This window comes from Streptomyces canus, assembly GCF_030816965.1.
Taxonomy (GTDB): Bacteria; Actinomycetota; Actinomycetes; order Streptomycetales; family Streptomycetaceae; genus Streptomyces; species Streptomyces canus_E.
The window spans coordinates 10,164,111-10,185,392 of record NZ_JAUSYQ010000002.1 but is presented as its reverse complement, the minus strand read 5'-3'; the positions used below and the strand labels follow the sequence as shown (position 1 = coordinate 10,185,392).

Below are 21,282 nucleotides of genomic sequence, written 5' to 3'. Positions count from 1 at the left end.
GGCAACGGCCGGGCGCCATGCCATCGTGCCTGCCATGACGACAGATCACCTCACTCACAACCGGCCCGCGGGCCACATACGTCACGCGGCGAGCAAGGTGCCGGAGGTGACCGTCTACTTCTGGATCATCAAAGTGCTGACCACCGGGATGGGCGAAACGGCATCGGACTGGCTCGCCCACCTCCTCGGCCCGATCCCGGCGGTCGGCCTCGGCGGTGTGGCCCTGGCGGCCGCACTGGCGGTGCAGTTCACGGTCCGCCGATACGTGGCCTGGATCTACTGGACGGCGATCGTCATGGTCAGCGTGTTCGGCACCATGGCCGCCGACGTCCTGCACGTCGGCCTCGGCGTGCCGTACATCCTCTCGACCCCGCTCTTCCTGGCCGCGCTGGCCGCCGTCTTCGCCCTCTGGTACCGCGGCGAACGCACCTTGTCCATCCACAGCATCCACACCCGCCGCCGCGAGACCTTCTACTGGGCCGCCGTGCTGGCCACGTTCGCGCTGGGCACCGCCGCGGGCGACCTCACCGCCTCGGTCGGACTCGGCTACCTGGGCTCCGCCGTCCTGTACGCCGCCGCGATCGCTGTCCCGGCCCTCGCCCACCACCGGGGCAGCCTGAACGCGGTGACGGCCTTCTGGTCCGCCTACGTCATCACCCGCCCCCTCGGCGCCTCGATCGCCGACTGGATGGCCGTCAGCCACAGCCGGGGCGGACTCAACCTGGGCCTCGGACCCGTCACCCTGTCCTGGACCGTCGCCATCCTCGGCTTCGTCGCCTACCTCGCCGCCTCCCGGAAGGACGTCCAGAGGACTCCCCTGCCCTGATGCCGCAGTGATGCCGAGTCGCCGCCTCGGTCAGGCGGCGACTCAGTCCGGGCATGGTGGCGTCGAGGGACGTGGTGTCTGTTCGTGCCGGTGGGTCAGGAAAAGACCGCGCGCCGAGCCAACGACTGAACGGCCGTCAGCCCGGGCGGGCGGCATTGCCCGGGGAAGCCGCACTGATCGTCATGGACTGCCGGTGACGGCGGTGAGGTACAAAGGCCGGCCAGACCCACCCACTTCTTTATGCGGTGTCCGTCCGGCGACCAGCCCGGTCCCGGCTGGAAGGTGCGCGGGATCACCGGGCCGAGCTCGTCGGCGCAGACCACCGTCGCGCCGCAGGGCGGGCTGGTGCAGAGCTCGATGATCCGCGTCCCTTTCCGTCGAAACCGGGGTCCTCGACCGGGTCCAGGCGCGGGTGCGGCGCCAGCGGACCCCTGTGCCAGAAAGATCCTGCGCACTTGGGAACGGCCCACCTCGATGCCCAGTTTCTGAGCGTCGGCGGCCAGTGCGTCCAGGGTCCACTCCGCCGGTCCGGCCTCGTCGGGCGCCCACATGTCATTCGACGGCTGGATCGAGCCGGCCGGGCTGGTCCTGCCTGACCGGTCCGATGATCCGGGAGAGTTCGGCCTCGGCGATCCTTCGTTTGCGGCCTGCCCGCCCAGATCCCACCTCAGCTCGTCGGCGATCTGCGGGACCAGCCATCCGTCCCAGCCCAGTTCCACCATCGGCAACGCTCCACCAGCACCTTCGGCGCTTTTCTCGCCGACGCCAGACGGCGGACCACCGCTTGCTCGCCCTCGTCACAGCCCGGCCGTCCCCGCAGCACCATGCCCCAGCACTTGACCCCGAGTACCCGCACCTGCCCCGCCAACTGCAGCTATACCCACCGAAAGCGGAATTCGGCACGAGTGCCTGTCGCGGTAATAGGGCCTGCTGCGGCATCAGGGCTGTTGCGGCCCTACACCCAGCCGCGTTGGGAAGCCCGCATTCCCAGCTGGAACCTGCTCGCCGCACCCAGCCGCTCCTGCAGCTCACTCACTCGCCGCCGCAGGGTCCGCAGACTCACCCCCAGATGGCGAGCCACCGCCTCGTCCTTCATTCCGGCCGCCAGCAGCCGGGTCAACGTCCTCTCGCTCTCGGAGAGGTCACCCTCTTCGGCCGCCTGCCCCAGAGGCGTCGCCTGCTGCCAGGCCAGCTCAAAGAGCTTCTGCAGGGCCTCGGTCACCGCCGAGTGCCACACCACGACGGCACAGTAGCCGCCGGCCGCGGAGGCGGTCAGCGGCAACAGTGCCCGGCATCCGTCGACCACCAGCAGCTTAAGCGGCACGGACGGCAACACCCGGGCCTGTTCGCCCAGTTCCACCATCCTGAAGGCGCGGGACAGCACCTTCGGATCCTCCAAGCCGGTCGCCGCGTAGATCCCGCGTGAGACGATCCCGCGGCTGAGCAGATCGGCTTGGAGATTCACCTGCGGAGCGGCTGGGGCAAGATACGGCGGTGTGTCGAAGAGGCACACCTCGTGTTCTGCGCGCGCGTACATCTCCTCCAGGCGCGCCGCGATGGCGCCCTCACCGGAGGCCACCTCGACCAGCCGGGACGGCTCCTCGCGCAGCAGTCCCGCCTCGTACGCGGTCGCCAACTCCTCGGCGGTGGCGGCCAGCAGCTCGGACTCCGTCTCGCGCCGCCGTATCAGCCCGCGGATCGCCACCCGGGGGTCGACCGCCCGCAACCCGCCCATGGAGTCCGGTGGTTGCAGCAACCCCAGCGTGAGCAGCCGGTCGCAGGCCTCGCGGACCCGGGCCGGGGAGGCACCGGTCAGCAACGCCCAGCCGACCGTGCCGGCGTCGGGTTGGTTGAGCACCGCCTGGTACAGCAGCTCGTCGAACGCGGAGACCCCCACCGCGGCCCAGGGGCTCGCGGCGGGGGTCTGGTCTGCCGTGTCGTATCCCCTGTCCACCATGGCTCGACACGGTAGGCGATCTTTGTTAATGCCGTTGACAGGCCTGGGACACCGTTGGCTTCAGGCCGATCACTTCAGGTCACCTGTTTCGAGCCGCCTATTTCAGCCCGAACGCCCGCAGTACGGTCTGGTCGACCGCGTTGCCGTTCCGGTCAGCGGCCCGGACGCGCAGCGACACGAACGTGGCGCTCTTCGGGTGTGTGAGTTCCAGCTCGCCGCGTTTCACCTTCACCTCCTTCCAGGACGTACCGTCGTCGTAGGAGACCCAAGCCTTCAGTTCGGCGGCCGTGGCGTTGCCGGACTGAGTGCGCACGGCGAGTCCAAGTTCCGCCTTGTGCTTGCGGTCGACGCGGTTGAGGAGGTCGAGCCCGTCCACGCCGTAGTCGACCGAGAGCAGTGGCAGCGCCGTCCGCTGGTCCGTGTGCGCCGAGGCGAAGGACCATTCGGTGTGGGTGGCGGTGGAGTACGCCGCCCAGCCGGCCGTGCGCCGGGCGTCGAGCACGAGACGGTAGGAGGCCTGCGCCACGGGGACATCGAAGGTACCGAGTCCGCCGAGTGCGGTGTCGCCGACCAGCTGTCCGTCCTTGTACAACGTGCCCTTCGCGAGGTCCTGGACGTTGTCCACCGACCCGTAGTGCTCCAGCGCCGAGTCGCTCGTCTCCGGGATCGCGAAGGTGAGTTTGTCACCGGTGCGCTGGGAGAGGCCGTACTGCTGACTGGTCGCGGGGCGCACGACCTGACGCAGCCAGTCCTCGGCGGGCAGCTTGCCCGCCTTGTCGAAGGTCCGCAGGGCGTTCCACTGAGCCTTGATGGCGTTCGTGTCCGGATAGACGGCGTGCCAGATCCGGCTGTCGGAGACGTTGTAGTACTCGGTGCGCTCCGTGCCGAGTTGCACGTTGTTGGTGGTCGCGATGTCGGCGGCCTGCCAGGGACGGAACCGGTACACGGCGTCCTTACCTACCTGGCCGGCCCGGCCCGCGTGGTAGCGAACCGTCTGCTTCACGGTGTTGGAGCTGTTCAGGTGGTACGTCTGGTTGGCCGACACGGCGTCCGTCTGCGGGAACATCACGCTGTACACGTACGGGCTGACCGCGGTGCCCTTCAGCTTCAGGTTGACCTTCTTCCCGCTCTTGAGCAGGGCCCCGAGCTTCGCACCGTCCTCGCCGGTGGCGGTCATCAGCGGGATGGTCGCGCTCTTCACCCAGGAGATCCAGTACCCGGGCGTCTCGTGGTAGGCGAGGACGTAACCGGCCCCGGCCGTGGTCGCGTTGGCCAGTGCCTCGTCCGCCGTCGCCCCGGCGCCCACCCGGACGACAGCCACCTTGCCCTTGACGTCGAGGCCCGCGAAGTCGGCCGCCGTGCCGCTGCCCGCGTCCACCGCCCGGACCGAGCGGTCACCGTTGATCTTCACCGGGAAGCCGCTGGACGTCTGTGCGTAGTCGAGGGGCAGCGCGTACTTCTCGGGGCTGGTGACGCTCGCCGTCAGCTCCTTGGCGTACAGACGGAACTTCGAGGAGAACTCGAACATGCCTTCGGTGACCTTCTCGGTGGGCGCCACGTAGACGTGGTCGGTCCACCAGCCCTGGGTGTAGGTCATGCCCCAGGTGCTGCCCGGGCCCTCCCGGTGCCAGTTGGTGCTGAAGCCCTGGAACTCGGAGTCCTCCTTGGTCTTCGGCTTGATCTCGACGGCCGTGCGGGCGTCGAGGACGACCTCTGTGTTCTTGTCGACCTTGACCTCCGGGTCGCCGACGACCGAGGTGGTGACCTCCAGTCCGGCGGCGTCCCGCTTCGAAATCCAGGACGCCACGTTGTACGTACCGGCGGGCACCTTGAAGGTGTAGCCGCTGCCGAGGAACCCGTACGTGTCCGGGTACGCGCCGTTGAGTTCCTGCAGCATGAAGATCGACGCCCCGGTGGACGGCTTGCCGTCCCGGCCCACCAGCGACAGCTTCAGGTCGTAGGTCTTCGCCAGCTTCTCGAAGCCGACGGCGGTGGTGACCTGGACGCCGTCGGCGCTCGCGGTGATGTGGCCCGTGTACCGGCCCGTCGCCTCTTCGGCGGGGTCGACGGTGACCGAGACGGTGGCGGTGCCCTTCGCCGGGACGGTCACGGTGTCCGCGTTCGGGGCGGCGTCGGGGAGCGACGAAGAGACCTTCAACTCCACCGCCTTGTCGGTGGTGTTGGTGTAGGTGATGTCCTTGCTGTCGGCCTCGGTGTCGTCCTGCTCGTACGTGCCGAAGCTCAGGGTCGGCGTCGCGAAGACGCCCTGGTGGACAGCCCCCACGGCGTCGACCCGGCCGTCGCCCTGCTCGAACACGGAGTTGACGGTGTTCGTCTTCGCGGTGGTCGCCAGCGCCTGCTTGATCTGCTGGCCCGTCCAGTCCGGATGGGCCTGCGCGACCAGCGCCGCGGCGCCCGCGACATGCGGGGTGGCCATCGACGTACCGCTCGACGTCGTGTAGTAGTCGTCGACCGGCGTGCCCATGGTGGTACCGGCCGCGCGGGCCGCGGTGATGGCCGCGCCCGGTGCGGTGATCTCGGGCTTGACCGCGAAGTCGCCGATGCGTGGCCCCCGGCTCGAGAACGACGCCAGCTTGTCGGACTTGTCCACCGCACCCACCGTCAGCGCCGAGTCGGCGATGCCCGGGGTGCCGACGGTCTGCTCGGACGGGCCGGAGTTGCCCGCGGCGATCACGAAGAGGGTGCCGGTGGACGCGGACAACTCATCGACCGTCTCACTCAGCACGTCCGAGGGACCCGAAGCTGTGCCGCCCAGCGACATCGACACGATCTTCGCGCCGGAACGCGCCGCCCACTCCATGCCCGCGATGATCCAGGAGTCCTGGCCCTGGCCCGCGTTGTTCAGCACCTTGCCGATCAGCAGGTCCGCGCCCGGCGCCACACCCTTGCGCCTGCCTTCCGACGCAGCACCCGAGCCGACGATCGTGGACGCCACATGGGTGCCGTGGCCGTGGCCGTCCTGCACCGCCTGGTCCGGCACGAAGCTCTTCGTCTCACCGATCTTCCCGGCGAGATCCGGGTGACCGGCGTCCACGCCCGTGTCCAGGACGGCGACCTTGACGCCCTTGCCGTCGTAGCCCGACTTCCACACCTGGGGCGCGCCGATCTGCGGCACGCTCACATCGAGCGATGCCTCCACCTTGCCGTCGAGCCAGATCTTGTCGATGCCCTCGCCGAGCCGCTTCGCGGCCTTCGCCGTGGGGTCGGTGCCCAGTGCGGGGGCGATGTCGGCCCAGAAGGCGGGCGACTTCTTCGCGCTCAGCGCGGCACCGTCGATCGTGGGCAGCGCGAGCGTCCGGCGCGCGCCGTCCGGGGTCTCGCTGCCCTTCGTGTACGTCGCGATCACCGGGGTGGTGCCGGTCCTCGCGTCCGCGTATCCCTGCTTCACCAGCTGGGTGACGTTGAACAGGGCCGGGTCGAGGCGGCCCGCCTTCAGCAGCGGGATCGCGTCCGCCGGCAGCACACTGACCTCGCCGTCCTTCTCGCTCGACACGAAGGTGGCAGCCTCCCGGCCCTTGCCGCGCTGGACGTCGACGGCGTACTTGCCGCCCGGGCCGACGCTGAGCGACACGGTGTCGCCGGTGATGAGGGTGACGGTCTGCGTCTTCGCGGCTGCGGTCTCGGCGCTGCTCCGCACGGGCGGGGCGTCCGGTGCGGTGACCCGCGGTCCGGAACCGGCCGCTGCGGGCGTGATCGCGCCCGTGAGTAGTCCTGCCGCTCCTGCCACTACCCCGAGGGCGTGGAGTCTTCGCATGGGTGGCGTCCTCCCCTGAACGCTGACAACGCTTCCGGCCTGGTGGGCGGAAGCCAGTGATCAGAGTGAGCGCTGAGCGGAAATCGGCTCAAGGAAATCCTGTGGCCGAGGAGTGCCAATGCCCCCTTCGGCCACGGGAATTGGCGGCTTCCGTAGGTCCTGTCGTCGAACCTCCGTGTTCGCCCGGAGGGCGGGCCGGGCCGTTCCCCGCACGGTCGGCCGCGATGCTTCGGATCTACGGCAGGACCTCCCCCAAGCCTGCCTGTCCGCCGGAGCGGGCGCCGGACACCGCAACAGAACGAGGCCGGGGCGGCGCTGCGCGCACGCCGACGCCGTCTCCGCCGCTTCCGGCGGGGTCGAGCCCCGGTTGGCGGCCATCGACGCCGAGATCGACCGCCTGAGCCGGCTGCGCGTCCAGCCGGCGCAGCGGACGGGACGGGCGTAGGCCCTTCCCATGCAAGACCGGCCTCGACAGCCACGTCTCCGACCGGGCATCGGTTCGACCGGTCTCCTTGCACCCGTCGGGAATGAGGCGCGCCGGCCCTGTCCCCCGGCCGCTGCCCGGCAGCCTGCATCCGGCGGTACGCGGCGATACGTCGGGGCGCAACACTTCAGGCGGGTGGACCGCCCTCCTGGCGTTGCTCGCGATCCTGCTCGTCGGCATCTCGGGCCCCTGGCCGCAGTTGACATGGCGTCAGCGCCCCGGAACTCCGAGTTGCCTCGCAGCGGCGTCGACCGTCTGTGTCGGCAGGACGACCGTGGTGACCTGAAGGGCATCCAGGCCGCCGGGCCGAGAGACGACGACCGCTCGCATCGTCGCAGAGGCGGCGGCGCCTGCGGACGCTGCACGCCTGTCCATGCCAGTTCCTCGGCGAATCGCTCAGGCAGTTGCGGACATCTGGTTGTCAATGGGGGACACCGGGTGAAGCCCCCGCGATCGCAGGGCTTCGAGCCCCCTCATGCCGGCTGGGGAAGCGCTGAGCGCGCGCCCCGTCACCCGTTCGGTTCGGCCGGAACGGTTGTGGAGTGGTTCGGCCAGGAGGGATCGGCCCGAGGCGTCCTGGTCAGGCCGCCGGGCGGCGGGGGAGGGGACGCGGGCCTGTCACCGGTGCTGTGCGGTGCGCAGCTCGTCGGTGTACCGGGCGAGGGCGTCTTCGGCTTTGGGGACGGGGCCGAACAGCTGCTCCTGGCGGCGGGGGTCGGCGACGTAGCGGCCGGTCTCGAACCAGCGGAACATCGCGGCCAGGTCCTTGATCAGGGGCATGAAGCGGCCGGCGACGGCTCCTGCGGCGCGGGCGACGGCGGACGGGATGGCCACCACCTTGATCTTCTTCCCGGCCCGGCGGCCCATCAGGTCGGCCATCTCGCGCATGCTGACCGGACGGTCCCAGCCGATGTCGATCCGCTCACCGGCCTCGGCGTCGGCGTCGACGGCGGCTGCCAGGTAGGCCGCGAGGTCGGAGGTGTGGACGAAGGTCAGCGGGACGGTGGCCTTGCCGATCCACACCATGCGGCCCTTGTCGACAGGGTCGCCCGCCATGCTCGCGACCTGGTCGAGGAACGCCCCAGGTCGCAGTGCGACGAAGGGGACGCCGAGCTGTTCGAGCTTGTCCTCGGCGAGCTTCTTGTGCCAGAAGTGCGGGACCTGGGGCGTCTGGTCGCTGGTGAGGATGCTGGTCAGGACGAACCGCCGGATGCCGGTGCGGTGGGCGGCCTCGGCGAGGTTGGCGTTGCCGATGGTGTCGATGTCGTGGGCGTTCTTGCCGCCGCGGGTGTAGCCGGCGGCGGTGGTGATGACGGCGTCGGCACCGTTCATCGCGGCGACGAGCGAGTCGAGGTCGAGCATGTCGCCGCGGGCGATCTCGACACCCCGGCTTTCCAGCTTGCTGGCGTCGGTGGTCGGCCGGACCAGGGCGCGGACGTTCTTGCCGCGCCCCAGCAGTTCGTCGACGACCTTGCCGCCGAGGGAGCCGGTCGCACCGACGACGAGGACGGGCAGGGTGGTGGTCATGGGGGTCTCACTTTCCATCAGGTCAGGAGTGGGGAGATCAGGTGGCGCAGACGGGGGCGCCGTCGGCCCGGGTCGCTCAAGGGGCGGGCCTGTGATGGGCGGATCTGCGGCACGGGCCACCGCCGGTCGGCAGGAGCTTGCAGGGGGCGACGGTGAACAGGACGCGGGTGATGCGGCCGGCCTCAGCCTGGCCGGCGAAGGGGAGGGGCTCGACATCCCCTTGGGAGGAGTGTTGCCCTTTCCCTGCCCCTTCCCCCGGACGAGTTCCGCCTGCCCGCACCGGGACAGCTCGCACTTGCCCCTGACGCCGAGGACCCGCCCAGCCCGTTCTCCCTGACGTACCGGGGTGAGCGGGGCACCGCGCCCCATCCGCCGGCTCGGCTCACCGGACTTGTTCCGACAATCGCGAAGCCAGGCTCCGTTCAGCACGGGCCTTCGTGCAGCTGAGTGCGCTACAGGACTGTCCACTTCGCGAGAACGCCGGTACCGATTGGCACTTCAGGCCGGAACCGGGGTGCAATCCGAGGGGAGTTACTCAGATTCTTCCCGTGGCAGCGCGCGGCTGTTGATCGCGTCGGCGATGGCGTAGGCCGTGCGGACGAAGGACTCCGCCTGCTGCGCCGAGAGGTCTCGTGCGGAGGTCTCCTCCAGGGCCCGCCACATGGCTGCCAGGGGCTCGCGCATCGCACGGCCCTTGTCGGTGAGGTGGACGACCATGACGCGCCGGTCATGTGCGGCCGGCTCACGGAGGAGCAGGCCGGCGTCCTGCATGCGGCGAAGGGACTTGGAGACGGTGGAGTGGTCCAGGCCGACGCTGTCGAGCAGCTCGGACTGGGTCTGGCCGTCCCGGTCCAGGAGTTGCATCAGCAGCAGTTCCTGTCCGAGATGCAGGTCCATCTCGCGGAGCATGGCGGCGGCGTAGGCGCGGTGGGCGCGGGCGAGTTGGAAGATCGCGTAGCTCATCGGTCCTGCGCCGGCCGTCGTGGGCATGCGGGGTTCGGGGATGGGCATGGTTCGGTTCCTCAGACGGTGTGGGTGGGGTAGTCGGTGTAGCCGGCCACTCCGCCGCCGTAGAAGGTCGCCGGGTCGGGGGTGTTCAGCGGCGCCTCAGAGCGTAGCCGCTCGACCAGGTCCGGGTTGGCGAGCGCGAGGGTGCCGACGGAGACGAGGTCGGCCGTGCCGTGGTCGACGTCCTTGGCGCGGGTGGGCAGGTCGGTGCCGGCCCGGTTGAGGATCAGGGTGGTCGGCCACAGTGCGCGCAGGGTGCCCAGCAGCTCCTCGTCGCCCGCGTGCATCACGTGGAGGTAGGCCAGGCCGAGGGGGCGCAGGGCGTCCAGGAGCGCCGGATACAGCTCGGCGGTGTCGGACTCGGCGATGTCGTTGTAGGGGTTGCCGGGGGAGATACGGATACCGGTGCGCTCGGCGCCGATCTCGTCGGCCACGGCTGCGGCGACCTCGACGGCGAAGCGGATGCGGCCCTCGATCGAGCCGCCGTAGCCATCGGTGCGCTGATTGGTGTTGTCGGACAGGAACTGGTGCACCAGGTAGCCGTTGGCGCCGTGGATCTCCACGCCGTCGGCGCCGGCCGCGACAGCGGCCGCTGCGGCGCGGCGGAAGTCGTCGACGGTCGCCGCGACCTCCTGTGTCGACAGAGCACGGGGGGTCGGCATCTCCTGGGGCCCGGACGCGGTGAACATCGCGCCCTGTGGGCGGACCGCCGAAGGGGCGACCGGCCGGCGGCCGTGGGGGGTGTTGTCGGGGTGGGCGATGCGTCCGGTGTGCATCAGCTGGATGACGATCCGGCCGTCGGCCGCGTGCACGGCATCGGTGACCTTGCGCCACCCGGCGATCTGCTCGTCATTGTGGATGCCTGGGGTCAGGAGGTAGCCCTGCCCATCGGCGGAGGGCTGGGTTCCCTCGGTGATGACGAGCGCGTGCGAGGCCCGCTGGGCGTAGTACTCGGCGTTCAGCTCGGTCGGTACGCCTTCTGGCGTGGAGCGGTCACGGGTCATGGGGGCCATGACCAGGCGGTGCGGGAGGGAGATGTCGCCGACGGTGGTCGGTGTCCACAGGGAGTGCAGCATGAGGGGATCCTTCGATAGGGCGGTGACCGGCCGGTCACCGAAGAGGCAGCGGGTGGTCGTGGGGAGGCGGTGGGCGGGCGTGCTCAGCCGACGGTCAGGACGAGCTTGCCCCGCACGTGCCCGGCGTCGCTGACCTGCTGGGCCGTGGCCGCCTGGTCGAGCGGGTAGGCGGTGACGGTGGTGACGAGCTTGCCGGCCGCGGCGTCCTGGGCCAGGGCGGCGAGGCGGGCGGTTGAGCGTTCCGGGGACCCCTGGGAGAAGGTGATGCCCAGCTGCCGTGCGCCGAAGTCGGCGATGGTGACGATGCGGTCGGTGCCGCCCCGCAGCGTGATGGAGTCCTCCAGGGCTCCCTTCCCGGCCAGGTCGAACACCGCGTCCACGCCGTCGGGGGCCAGCGCTCGCACCCGCTCGACCAGGCCCTCGCCGTACACGGTCGCGGTGGCGCCGAGCGAGGCGAGGTACTCCTGGTTGGAGGGGCCCGCGGTGGCGATCACGCGTGCTCCGCGGGCCGTGGCGAGCTGGACAGCCAGGGTTCCCACCGCTCCGGAAGCGCCGTGCATCAGCACGGTCTCCCCGGCGGCGACCTCCAGCAGGTTCAGGACCCGCTCGGCCGTCTCGCTGGCCACCGGCAGCGCGACCGCGTGCTGCCAGTCGAGGCCCGTGGGCTTGGCGGCCACGGTGGTGGCCAGCGCGTACTGGGCGTACGAGCCGGTGTCCGACCAGCCCAGCACCTCATCGCCCACCTGTATGTCCTGCACGCCCTCACCCAGGGCGTCCACCACGCCGGCGAGCTCGCCACCGGGGACGGCGGGGAGGGTCGTCGGGCGGACGGCCTCCATCATCCCGGAGCGGATCTTGCCGTCCAGCGCGTTCAGCCCGGCGGCCTTCACGCGGACCCGGACCTGGCCCGGGCCGGGCTGCGGCACCTCGATGTCCGCCTCGTGCAGCACGTCCGGGCCGCCGAACTGGTCGAAAACGATTGCTTTCATGATGACTCCATTCCCTTCGGCCACCCAAAAGAGTGGCTGGCCACATAATTAAGGTAACAGCAATCATGTGGCTAGCCAAGTATTTGCGAAGGGAGCCACCTCGGCTCGCTTCGGGGTGCGCCTACCACTTGCTTCATGGCTGACCACGTCAACGACCGCGGCGACCGCGAGGGCGCGAGGGCGCGAGCAAAGCTCAGCACCCTCCGGTGCCACCGTCCACCGTGTCCTCACCGAGGTGGAACCGGAGAGCCGAGCAGCCAGAACTCCCGAACGTCAGCTCGACTGGAAGGAGTGGCCCCGTCGGCGCCATTCCTCCGCGAGCAGTTCGTACGAACGGACCCGGTCCGCGTGGTCGTGGGTGATCGTCGTGATGAGCAACTCCTCCGCGCCCGTTGCCTCCTGGAGTTGTTCCAACTGGTCGGCCACCCGGCCCGGTGAGCCGACGAACTGGGTGTCGAGGCGGTCCTGGACGAGGGCCCGGTCCTCGTCGGTCCACGTGTGGGCGCGTGCTTCCTCCGGCGTCGGGAACTCGATGGCACCCTCGGCGGTACGGATGCTGCGGACCCACGGGCCGTAGCCGGTGGCGAGTTCGTGGGCTTTCGTCTCGTCCTCGGCGACGACAACGTCCGCCGAGACGCTGACGTACGGCTTGTCGAGGAACTCGGAAGGCTGGAAGAACGACCGGTAACCCTCCACCGCCTCCAGGACCGTGGCCGGGCTGACGTGGTAGTTCGCCGCGAACCGCAGCCCCCTGGCGCCCGCCGCCTCGGCGCTCGGACCACCGCTGCTGCCCAGGATCCACACCTCCACGTCGGCGCCCTCCCCCGGCACGACGTGCGCCTCGATGCCCTCCGGAGAGCGGTAGGTGCCGTCGAGCAGGGCGAGGGTGTCGTCGATCTGGTCGGCGTAGTCCTGTGACTCCGCGCCCGGCAGTAGAAGCAGCCTCCGCTGCAGCGCGATGCGGGGTGACCCGAGCAGATACTCGAAGGAGAAGCGGGGTGGGATCAGCAGGCCGTTCGGGGTACGGCCGTCGACGACCGGGGTCGCCGTCGGCAACGGTGCGGCCGGCCGGCCCGGCGGGCGGCCGCCCGAGCGGCCCAGGCCCAGATCGAGGCGGCCCGGGTGCAGCGCGTCGATCAGACCGAACTCCTCCACCGTGGACAGCGCCGTGCGGTGCCCGAGCTGCACGGCCCCGGAACCGAGCCGGATGGTGGAGGTGGCGGATGCGGTCAGCGCCAGGACGACTGCGGGTGATGTGCCGGCCACGCCCGGATTGAGGTGGTGCTCGGCGAACCAGTAGCGGGCATATCCGAAACGCTCGGCCTGCCGTGCGAGGTCGATGGAGTTGCGCAGCGCATCGGCTGCCGTCGAGCCGGACGGGATCGGGACCAGATCGAGGACACCGAGGGAGATGTCAGACATGGGCGGACTCCTGGGTGAGCGGCGGCGCCGGAAGCACCGGCCCCCATGCGAACGGCGGGTCCGGGATCTCGCGGCGCAGCACGGGGGCGACCTTGGACTGGAACAGCTCGAGGGAGGCACGGTGCTGGGACTCCGTCAGCCCGCCCGCGTCGGCATGCAGGTGGAGCACGGTGTGCCCGAACTGTTCGTGGTAGCGGTGCACCTTGTCGATGACCTGTTGCGGGCTGCCGATCAGCGCCGAGCTGCGCTCGACGAAGTCCTCCAGGCTCTCGAAGGACGACCGGCAGGCCGGCCTTCTTGAAGAAGGCCAGGTTGGATTCGAAGATCGGGCGGTACGCGGCCAGGGCCTCCTGGGTGGTGGGGGCAACGTAGGTACCCGCAGTGCCGGCCCCGACAGCGATGTCGGCCGGGTCGTGGCCGTGGAACTCCCAGCGTTCGCGGTAGAAGCGGATCAACTCGGCATACGGCTCGATGGGGTTGGTGACGTTCGCCGAGAAGAGCGGGTCGCCGTAGCGCGCGGCCAGGTCGACCGACTCCTTGCTGGTCGCGCTGCCGTGCCAGACCCGCACCGGCCGCTGGTACGGCCGCGGCCACACCTCGGCGTCGGTCAGCGGCGGGCGGAAACGGGTGTCGGCGGTGACCTTGTCCTGGCGCCAGATCTTCCGGAAGAGCTCGTAGCTCTCGGCGTTGCGGTCCCACTGGTCCTCGGGCGTGACGTGGAACAGGTCGCGCTGGGCGGCGCCGTTGCCCTTGCCGATGATCAGGTCGAGACGCCCGCCCGACAGGTGGTCGAGGGTGGCGTAGTCCTCGTATGCCCGGACCGGGTCCAGCAGGCTGAGCGTCGTGACGGCCGTGAACAGGCGGATCCGCTTCGTCAGGGCGGCCACATGGCTGAGTACGACGGTCGGTGAGGAGGAGATGAACGGCCGCTCGTGGCGCTCCCCCACGCCGAAGCCGTCGAAGCCCAACTCCTCGGCGAGCAGCGCGTTGTCGAGGACCTCACGGAAGCGGTCGTGGGTCGGCTTCTGTACCCCGGTGAGGGGATCCGGGCGGTGCACGATGAGTGTGATGGCGAGGAATTTCACGAGGCCTCCTCGATGAGCGGGACGACCTTGTCGGCGAAGGCGTTGACGGTGCGGGCCATCGTCTCCGACGAGCCGATGACGTTCTGCCGGTTGCCCGTGTCGATGACCGGGCCGCGGATGGCGGCCTCGCGCAGCTCGGGGACGTCGTCCACGTACCGGATGCCGGTGCCGACGGATGCAGTCGCTCCGCGCGCGCTCGTGTATCCCTTGTCGGCAAAGGCGACGTCGGCCGCCGCCTGAACGGCCTTGAGCGCGGCCCAGGTGCCCGCAGGGCCGCCGATCACCAACACATCTGTGGGCAGGGCCTGTTCGGATCCGGTGCTCGTCATGGCGTTGTGTTCCTTCCCGTGCGGTTCAGGGCTTGAGGTGGCCGGTGGCGAACATCGCGTCCGACCAGGCCGTCAGCGCCGCCGCCAGAGCCCAGACCACGGCGAGGGCCCAGCCTGCGCTGACGTCGCCCTGGCCGAGGAACCCGATCCGTTCGACCTGGACCAGCCAGAAGACGGGGTCGAGGCGGCTCACGTAGTCCCAGAACGGCGGCAGTTGGTGAACCGAGTAGAAGACACCGCCGAGAAAGCCCAGCGGCATCAGGATGATCGACTCCATGGAGTAGACATGGTCGAGGGACTTGGCGTGACCGCCCGCGATCACGCCGACCTGCGCGGCGACCAGGAGCAGCCCGAGTGTGCCGAACAGCAGGACGAAGGGGCGGGCCGGGGCGCCGCCGTGAGTGAGCGGCAGGGCCACCGCCAGGACGCCCGCGCCCACGACGACGCCTCGGGCGACGCCGCCGCCCACCAGTGCCGCGTTGATCTCCCACCACCTGAGCGGGCTCGCGAACACGTCGTTGATGTACCGGTCCCGGCGGGCCTCGAACAGGCTGGTCGTCCCGTTGAAGAACCCGACGTTGACGATCGCCTGGGCGAAGAGGCCGGGCACGATGAAGCTGCCGTAGCCGACGCCGTCGATCGTGTCGACGTGCGAGCCGAGGGCCGATCCGAAGACCACGACGAACAGCACGGTCGACAGCACCGGTCCGACGACGCTGTAGCGCCAGATCGTGAGGAAGCGCAGGACCTCGCGCTCGAGAAGCCACAGAACCGGTGAGCGCTCCGGCCGGAACGGCTCGTCGTACGCCGGGAGGGCCGGCGTCTCGGTACCGCTCACGGGGTCACCTCCTCCGCCTTGATCACCCGGTCGTAGACCTCCGAGATGTTCCGGGCCGCGTACCGCTCCCGCAGCGAGGCGGCGGACCCGCGGTCGACGATCCGGCCCGCGCGCAGCAGCGCGATCTCGTCGCACAAGGTCTCCGCCTCCTCCAGGTAGTGCGTCGTCAGCAGGACCGTGGTGCCGGCCGCGTTGAGGCCCTTCACGACCCGCCAGATCTCCGAGCGCAGCTCGACGTCGACGCCGGCCGTGGGCTCGTCGAGGCGGAACAGGGCGAGCAGTTCGTCTGCGCGCCGGGTTGCCGCCTTCCGGCCGATGCCGTGATATCCCGCGTGGTAGACGAGGATCTGGCGGATGGACAGGAACCGGTCGACGTTGATGTCCTGTGCGGCCAGACCCAGCAGTCTGCGGGCCTGACGGCTGCGGTGGTCGTGCCCGAAGACGGAGAGGGTACCGGCGCTGGGGCGCACGATGTTGCACACCGAGCCGATCAGTGTGGTCTTCCCGGCGCCGTTCGGGCCGAGCAGCCCGAAGAACGCGCCGTCGGGTATCTCCAGGTCGAGCCCGGCCACCGCGGTGAAGCCGTCCTCGTACCTCTTGCGCAGACCCTCGACCCGCAACGCGGGCGGACTCCCGCCGCTCCGGGAAGGGGAAGCGGCGGGAGTCGCGAGCGGGTCGGCCGTTGGAGGCGGGCCGGCCATGGGAAGCAGGTCGGCCATGGGAAGCGGATCAGGCCCGGAATGCGGGTCAGCCATGGAACTGGTTCGCGGGGACCGGAAGCCCGTAGTGCTCGCGCAGCGTCGTGCCCTCGTACTCCTCGCGGAACAGGCCCTTGCCGCGCAGGATCGGCAGCACGTGCTCGACGAAGGCCGCCAGGCCCGACGGCAGCGCGGGCGCCATGATGTTGAAGCCGTCCGCCGCCCCGCCCTCGAACCAGGCGATGATCGTGTCCGCCACCTGCTCGGGCGTGCCGACGAACTCGAAGTGGCCGCGTCCGCCCCCGAGCCGGGAGATGACCTGCCGGACCGTCAGCTGCTCGCGTACCGCGAGATCGATGATCAGGTCGGAACGGCTCTGCGAACCCTCCAGCTTCGGCCTAGCCAGGATGAACTCGGGCAGCGGGGCGTCGAGTTCGAAGACCGACGGCTCGGTCTCGAACACGGCGGCCAGCTGACGCAGCCCGTACTCCGGGACGCGCAGCTCGTCGAACTGCCGCGCGAGCGCCCGGGCCTCCTCCTCGGTCGAGCCGATGTAGGGGACGATGCCCGGCAGGACGATGACGCCGTCCGGGTCGCGCCCCGCGGCTCTGGTCCGTGCCTTGATGTCGGCGTAGAAGCCCTCCGCACGCTCGTATGTCGTGTGCGCGGTGAAGATCGCCTCGGCGTGGCGGGCCGCGAAGTCCTTGCCGTCCTCCGAGGAACCGGCCTGCACGAGCAGCGGGTAACCCTGCGGCGGACGCTCGACGTTGAGCGAGCCGGCCACCTTGAAGTACCTGCCCTGGTGGCCGAGCCGGTGCAGGCGGGCGGGGTCGGCGTAGCGTCCGGTGTTCTTGTCCGCCACGACGGCCTCGGACTCCCAGCTGTCCCACAGTGCCTTGGCGACCTTCAGGAACTCGTCGGCGCGGGCGTAGCGCTCCGCGTGGCCGGGGCGGGTGTCGAGGCCGAAGTTGGCGGCCTCATCGGCCCCTGCCGAGGTGACGATGTTCCAGCCGGCCCGGCCGCCGCTGACGTGGTCGACCGACGCGAGCCGGCGGGCGAGGTTGTACGGCTCGTTGTACGTCGACGACACGGTCGCGATGAGGCCGATCCTGCTGGTCGCCTGGGACAGGGCGGTCAGCAGTGTCAGCGGCTCGAGCTGGCCCGGGGGCCGGAACTCGCCGGTGCCGATGAGGGCCGGGCCGTCCGCGAGGAACAGCGAGTCGAACTTGGCGCTCTCGGCCAGCTGTGCCAGTTCGATCCAGTGCCGTAGGTCGAAGTCGGCCCGGGGATTGCTGTGCGGGAGCCGCCAGGCCGCCTCGTGGTGGCCCGCCTCCATGAGGAAGGCGTTGAGGTGGAGCCGCCGCCGTCCCGCGCTCATGACGTGACCTTCAGCTTCGAGCTGTCGTAACCGGCCGGGAGGAGGTTGTCCGTGATCGACTTGACGTCGACCGTCTTGGTGATCTGACCTGCCTCCAGAAAGGCGTCGGCGAGCTTCTGCTCCAGTTCGATGTCCGACTGCTCCACCGGAGTCACCCGGTTCGAGTAGGCGGCCAGGGACGCCTTGGCGTCGGCCAGCGGGATGCCCTGTTCCTTCGAGAGCGCCTGCGCGTATTCATCGGGGTTCTTGACGGCCCAGGCGAACTCTCGCGACAGCCTCTTCAGAACGTCCGTGAGAGCCGCGCGCTTGGTCTTGTCCTTCAGTGACGTGTCACTGGCGACGTAGTAGCTGCTCGTCTGGTCGATCGGGGGTAGCCCCTTCACCAGGATCCGCGCGCCGTTCTTGACGGCGATCGCCGACTGCGGGTTCCAGATCGACCAGGCGTCCACCTTCCCGGTGTTGAACGCCGTGGCGCCGGCCGCCGGGTCGAGGAAGACCAGCTTCGCGTCCTTGGGCGTGAGACCGGCGCTTTTCAGCGCGTTCAGGGCCAGACCGTGGGCCGAACTGCCCTGCGGGACAGCGATCCTCTTGCCCTTGAGGTCGGCGGCCGTCTTCAGCTTCGAGCCCTTCGGCACGATGATGTTCTCCACCGCCTGGTCGGGCGTGAGCGAGCGGTTGACGGCGACGACCTTGAAGCCGTACTCCTTCGCTGCGCCGGTGATCGGCGGTACGTCGCCGACGCTGCCGAGGTCGATGTCGCCCGAGGCCGCGGCCTGCACGAGCGGCGGGCCGTAGGTGAACCGGGCGAACTTCACCTTGTAGGGGGCGTTGTCGAACACGCCGGTGATCTTCGCCAGTTCCTGGCTGCCGTCACCGCCGTTGTCGCCGATGGTGAAGGTGTACTTGCTCCACTCGGGGTGCTTGGCGTCGCTTGCGTCGGCGGCGTTGCTCAGCGGCGCGGCGGTGTCCGACGATGATCCGCAGGCTGCGAGGGCGCCTGCCAGGGCGAGCGAGCCGACTGCGCCGATGAGTCTGGTGGTTCTCTTTCGCATGGGTTGTCGTGCTTTCTGTGCTGGGTGAGGGTGTTCGAGCAGGTCAGTGCTGGCCGGCGAGACCGAGGTCCGCCAGGAGCGTGGCGCGGAGTTCCTCGCGTGCGACGCTCGCTTCGCGTTCCGCGGCGGAGAGGTGAACCTCGTGCGAGGTGCCGATGCGGCCGTTGCTCATGACGACAATGCGGTCCGCCAGGGCGATCGCCTCGTCCACGTCATGGGTGACGAGCAGCATGGCGGCGTGGTGCTTGGTCCGCAGCGCGCGTACGAGGTCGTGCATGCGCAGCCGGGTGATGGCGTCGAGGGCCGCGAACGGCTCGTCGAGCAGCACGAGTTCGGGCTCCGAGACCAGGGCCCGCGCGAGCGAGACCCGCTGGAGCTCGCCGCCGGAGAGCTCCTTGGGCCATGCCTTCTCGCGGCCCGCGAGGCCGACCTCGGCGAGCACGTCACGGGCCCGCTGGTCCGCGTCGGGACCGTGCAGGCCGAGCGTGACGTTGCGCAGCACCCGCTGCCACGGCAGCAGCCGGTCGGCCTGGAAGACGATCGCCCGCCGCGCCGGGACCTCCACGCGCCCGCCGTCGGGCCGGTCGAGGCCGGCGAGCAGCCGCAGAAGGGTGCTCTTGCCGCAGCCCGAAGGGCCGAGCAGGATCACCAACTCCTCGTCGGCGATGGTGAGATCGAGGTGGTCGAGCACCACTCGGTCACCGAACCGACGGACCACCTGCTCGACGACGGCCCCGGTCTGTCGGCGGGGCTCCGTCGCCATCGTGCTGCTCATGACGCCTCATAACTGGGTCGCCACCGCAGCAGCACCCGCTCGAGAGCTCGGACGAACTGGTCGGCGAGCAGACCGAGGAGCGAGTAGATCACCAGCCCCACGAAGACCTGGTTGGTCTGGAGATACGTCTGACCCTGAGTGATGAGGAAGCCAAGTCCCTTGTCGGCGTTGACCGTTTCGGCGGCGACCAGGCCCAGGACGCTGTACGCGAGGGAGAACCGCAGGCCGACCAGGAACCCCGGCAGGGCTCCGGGCACCAGCACGCGCGTCACCAGGCGCCAGGTGCCCGCGCCCGTCGTGCGCGCCATCTCGATCAGCCGCTGGTCGACACCCCGGATCACGGCGAACAGGTTGAGATACATCGGGACACCGGCACCGAAGGAGATCAGCAGCACCTTCGTGAGCTCGTCGATGCCGAACCACACGATCATCAGGGGCAGCACCGCAAGAAGGGGGATGGTGTTGAGCACCTGCACGACGCCGTTGAACAGGTACTCGCCGCTGCGCAGCAGCCCACCGAGTACCCCCGTGACGATGCCCACTGTCAGACCGATCGCGAGACCGATACCGGCCCGCTGCAGCGAGATGGCCAAGTCCGGCCCGAGGACCCCCTGTTGCCACAGTTCGACGGCGGACTTCACGATCGACGTCGGCGCGGGGGCGTAGGTCTTCGACACCGCTCCGGCCCGGGCGAGGATCTCCCAGGCGAGGAGGATCGCGACCGGGGTCGTGTAGATGCCCAGCGGCCAGCGCAGGCGCCCGCGGAGTGCGCTGAGTGGCGCCCGGCGGCGGGCGTCGCGCGGCAGGAACACCTCGCGTTCCCGCGCTCCCGTCGTCGCGGCGGCCGGGCCCTCGGTGACGGCAGGCGCCTTCAGACTGAGCTCGGTCATGCCGCCACCGCCAGCACGCTGCTGTAGTGCGAGGCGTCGCCGACCAGTTGCTCGCTGCGGCGGCCGTCGACACCGGTCGGCACTTCTCCCGCGACAGTCACCCGGTTGAGGCGGCGCGGGTGGTCGTCGTAGTTGTCCACCGCGTAGTGCTGGGTGATCCGGTTGTCGAAGATCAGCAGCTGGTTCGGGGACCAGGTCCAGCTCAGGATGTTCTCCGGACGGGTCACGTACGACTGGAGGATGCGCAGCAGATCGGCCGAGTCGCTGCCCGACAAGCCGACGATCCGCTTGGCGAACCCGCCGATGAACAGCCCGCGTTCACCGGTGAGCGGATGGACTCGCACGACCGGGTGCTCGGCCTCGTAGGGCGTGGAGACGAAGACGCGGTCGTACTCCTGCCGTTCGGCGGTGGTGGCCGCGGAGCGGGCGTAGTCGTACTGGTTGGTGTGCACGACGCGCAGCGAGTCGGCGAGGGCGCGCAGCGGTTCGGGCAGGTCGCGGTAGGCAGCGGCGGCGTTGGCGATGAGCGTCTGGCCGCCGTACGGCGTGGTCACGATGGACCGGAGCGTGGTGAGCTGCGGCGGGTTGACCACGAAGGTGACGTCCGTGTGCCATTCGTTGGCCTTGGACGTCTCACTGTCGACGGCGAGGACATTGGTCGTGCCGTCGGCGGCCGGCACGTTGGGGTGGGCGGTGGTGAGTTCACCGAACCACCCGGCCACACGCTCCTGACCGGCGTTGTCGAGGTCGACGTCGGCGAAGACGATCGCCTTGTGCTCGTTGAGGGCGTCACGCAGCACCGTGACCGTCGAGTAATCGGGTGGTGCCGCGAGGTCGACGCCCTCGACGACCGCGCCGATGCGGCCGGTGAGCTTACGGATGGACACGGGCATGAGGGGATCCCTCCCGGACAGACGGGCACACCAAGGGGTGCCGGGGAACGGGCAGTCGAGTGAAGGGGTTGGTACTGCGCAGGGCTGATCGACCACGCGGAACACCGGACTCGGCCGGCCGGCCGGAGAGAAGACGCGTGGGCGCAGGGCCGCTACAGCCGCGTTCTCAGCGACCGCACAGGCATACGCGAACAGGCTCCAGGCTCACACGAGAAGGAGATGTGAGGAGAGGGGAGCGCTCAGGAGGTGGATACGAAGATCCCTTGCCGCGTCAGCGACA

19 protein-coding genes and 1 pseudogene are annotated in these 21,282 nt (G+C 69.9%); 2 read left to right on the top strand and 18 right to left on the bottom strand.

Annotated features, from left to right (window positions below):
• Positions 1–34 precede the first annotated feature (34 nt).
• Positions 35–826 (top strand): COG4705 family protein, encoded by a 792-nt coding sequence (locus QF027_RS47690; protein WP_307081889.1) that lies wholly within the window; start codon positions 35–37, stop codon positions 824–826.
• A gap of 95 nt (positions 827–921) precedes the next feature.
• Here the strand turns inward: QF027_RS47690 and QF027_RS47685 are convergent, their stop codons facing one another.
• The 3 genes from QF027_RS47685 to QF027_RS47675 all read right to left on the bottom strand — a co-directional run bounded on the left by QF027_RS47685 (position 922) and on the right by QF027_RS47675 (position 6,558).
• Entirely contained in the window at positions 922–1,548 is a 627-nt protein-coding gene (locus QF027_RS47685; RefSeq protein ID WP_307081887.1) for a hypothetical protein, read from the bottom strand.
• 233 nt (positions 1,549–1,781) lie between these two features.
• A complete protein-coding gene (locus tag QF027_RS47680; RefSeq protein ID WP_306972599.1) occupies positions 1,782–2,783 on the bottom strand; it encodes a helix-turn-helix transcriptional regulator in 1,002 nt (333 codons plus the stop codon).
• A gap of 97 nt (positions 2,784–2,880) precedes the next feature.
• The gene (locus QF027_RS47675; protein ID WP_307081885.1) at positions 2,881–6,558 is read right to left on the bottom strand and encodes a S8 family serine peptidase; all 3,678 of its coding nucleotides are present in this window, start codon (positions 6,556–6,558) and stop codon (positions 2,881–2,883) included.
• Positions 6,559–6,733: 175 nt separating this feature from the next.
• Here QF027_RS47675 and QF027_RS47670 point away from each other — a divergent pair, with 175 nt between their 5' ends.
• Positions 6,734–7,003 (top strand): hypothetical protein, encoded by a 270-nt coding sequence (locus tag QF027_RS47670; protein ID WP_306972602.1) that lies wholly within the window; start codon positions 6,734–6,736, stop codon positions 7,001–7,003.
• Between the two features lie 249 nt (positions 7,004–7,252).
• On the opposite strand, the gene QF027_RS47665 is transcribed toward QF027_RS47670, so the two are convergent.
• From QF027_RS47665 to QF027_RS47595, 15 genes and pseudogenes are all read right to left on the bottom strand, one after another.
• The gene (locus QF027_RS47665) at positions 7,253–7,417 is read right to left on the bottom strand and encodes a hypothetical protein (RefSeq protein WP_306972603.1); all 165 of its coding nucleotides are present in this window, start codon (positions 7,415–7,417) and stop codon (positions 7,253–7,255) included.
• A gap of 243 nt (positions 7,418–7,660) precedes the next feature.
• Positions 7,661–8,569 (bottom strand): SDR family oxidoreductase, encoded by a 909-nt coding sequence (locus QF027_RS47660; RefSeq protein ID WP_307081883.1) that lies wholly within the window; start codon positions 8,567–8,569, stop codon positions 7,661–7,663.
• A gap of 531 nt (positions 8,570–9,100) precedes the next feature.
• Positions 9,101–9,580, bottom strand: coding sequence for a MarR family winged helix-turn-helix transcriptional regulator (locus QF027_RS47655; RefSeq protein WP_307081881.1), 480 nt, complete (start codon positions 9,578–9,580; stop codon positions 9,101–9,103).
• Positions 9,581–9,591: 11 nt separating this feature from the next.
• A complete protein-coding gene (locus QF027_RS47650) occupies positions 9,592–10,653 on the bottom strand; it encodes an alkene reductase (protein WP_307081879.1) in 1,062 nt (353 codons plus the stop codon).
• Between the two features lie 83 nt (positions 10,654–10,736).
• Positions 10,737–11,642, bottom strand: coding sequence for an NADP-dependent oxidoreductase (locus QF027_RS47645; RefSeq protein WP_307081876.1), 906 nt, complete (start codon positions 11,640–11,642; stop codon positions 10,737–10,739).
• A 273-nt stretch (positions 11,643–11,915) separates the two neighbouring features.
• Positions 11,916–13,064 (bottom strand): LLM class flavin-dependent oxidoreductase, encoded by a 1,149-nt coding sequence (locus QF027_RS47640; RefSeq protein ID WP_307081874.1) that lies wholly within the window; start codon positions 13,062–13,064, stop codon positions 11,916–11,918.
• Positions 13,057–14,149, bottom strand: a pseudogene (locus QF027_RS47635) (LLM class flavin-dependent oxidoreductase). Before QF027_RS47635 ends, QF027_RS47640 begins: the two are co-directional and overlap by 8 nt.
• Entirely contained in the window at positions 14,146–14,478 is a 333-nt protein-coding gene (locus tag QF027_RS47630; protein ID WP_307081872.1) for a hypothetical protein, read from the bottom strand. Before QF027_RS47630 ends, QF027_RS47635 begins: the two are co-directional and overlap by 4 nt.
• A gap of 25 nt (positions 14,479–14,503) precedes the next feature.
• Positions 14,504–15,316: an ABC transporter permease gene (locus QF027_RS47625; protein ID WP_307081870.1), complete on the bottom strand. Its 813-nt coding sequence runs from the start codon at positions 15,314–15,316 to the stop codon at positions 14,504–14,506.
• Positions 15,313–16,035, bottom strand: coding sequence for an ABC transporter ATP-binding protein (locus QF027_RS47620; protein WP_307081868.1), 723 nt, complete (start codon positions 16,033–16,035; stop codon positions 15,313–15,315). The genes QF027_RS47625 and QF027_RS47620 overlap by 4 nt, the downstream gene beginning before the upstream one ends.
• A 28-nt stretch (positions 16,036–16,063) precedes the next feature.
• Positions 16,064–17,392 carry an LLM class flavin-dependent oxidoreductase gene (locus QF027_RS47615; RefSeq protein WP_306972617.1) on the bottom strand — a complete coding sequence of 443 codons (1,329 nt, stop codon included), beginning with the start codon at positions 17,390–17,392 and terminating at the stop codon, positions 16,064–16,066.
• Complete coding sequence (locus tag QF027_RS47610) at positions 17,389–18,444, bottom strand: aliphatic sulfonate ABC transporter substrate-binding protein (RefSeq protein WP_306972618.1); 1,056 nt, start codon at positions 18,442–18,444, stop codon at positions 17,389–17,391. The genes QF027_RS47615 and QF027_RS47610 overlap by 4 nt, the downstream gene beginning before the upstream one ends.
• Before the next feature lie 43 nt (positions 18,445–18,487).
• Complete coding sequence (locus tag QF027_RS47605) at positions 18,488–19,219, bottom strand: ABC transporter ATP-binding protein (protein WP_306972619.1); 732 nt, start codon at positions 19,217–19,219, stop codon at positions 18,488–18,490.
• On the bottom strand, positions 19,216–20,109 hold the full coding sequence (locus QF027_RS47600; protein ID WP_307081866.1) for an ABC transporter permease: 894 nt from the start codon (positions 20,107–20,109) through the stop codon (positions 19,216–19,218). The genes QF027_RS47605 and QF027_RS47600 overlap by 4 nt, the downstream gene beginning before the upstream one ends.
• Complete coding sequence (locus tag QF027_RS47595; protein WP_306972622.1) at positions 20,106–21,002, bottom strand: TauD/TfdA dioxygenase family protein; 897 nt, start codon at positions 21,000–21,002, stop codon at positions 20,106–20,108. Before QF027_RS47595 ends, QF027_RS47600 begins: the two co-directional genes overlap by 4 nt.
• Between the last annotated feature and the right edge of the window lie 280 nt (positions 21,003–21,282).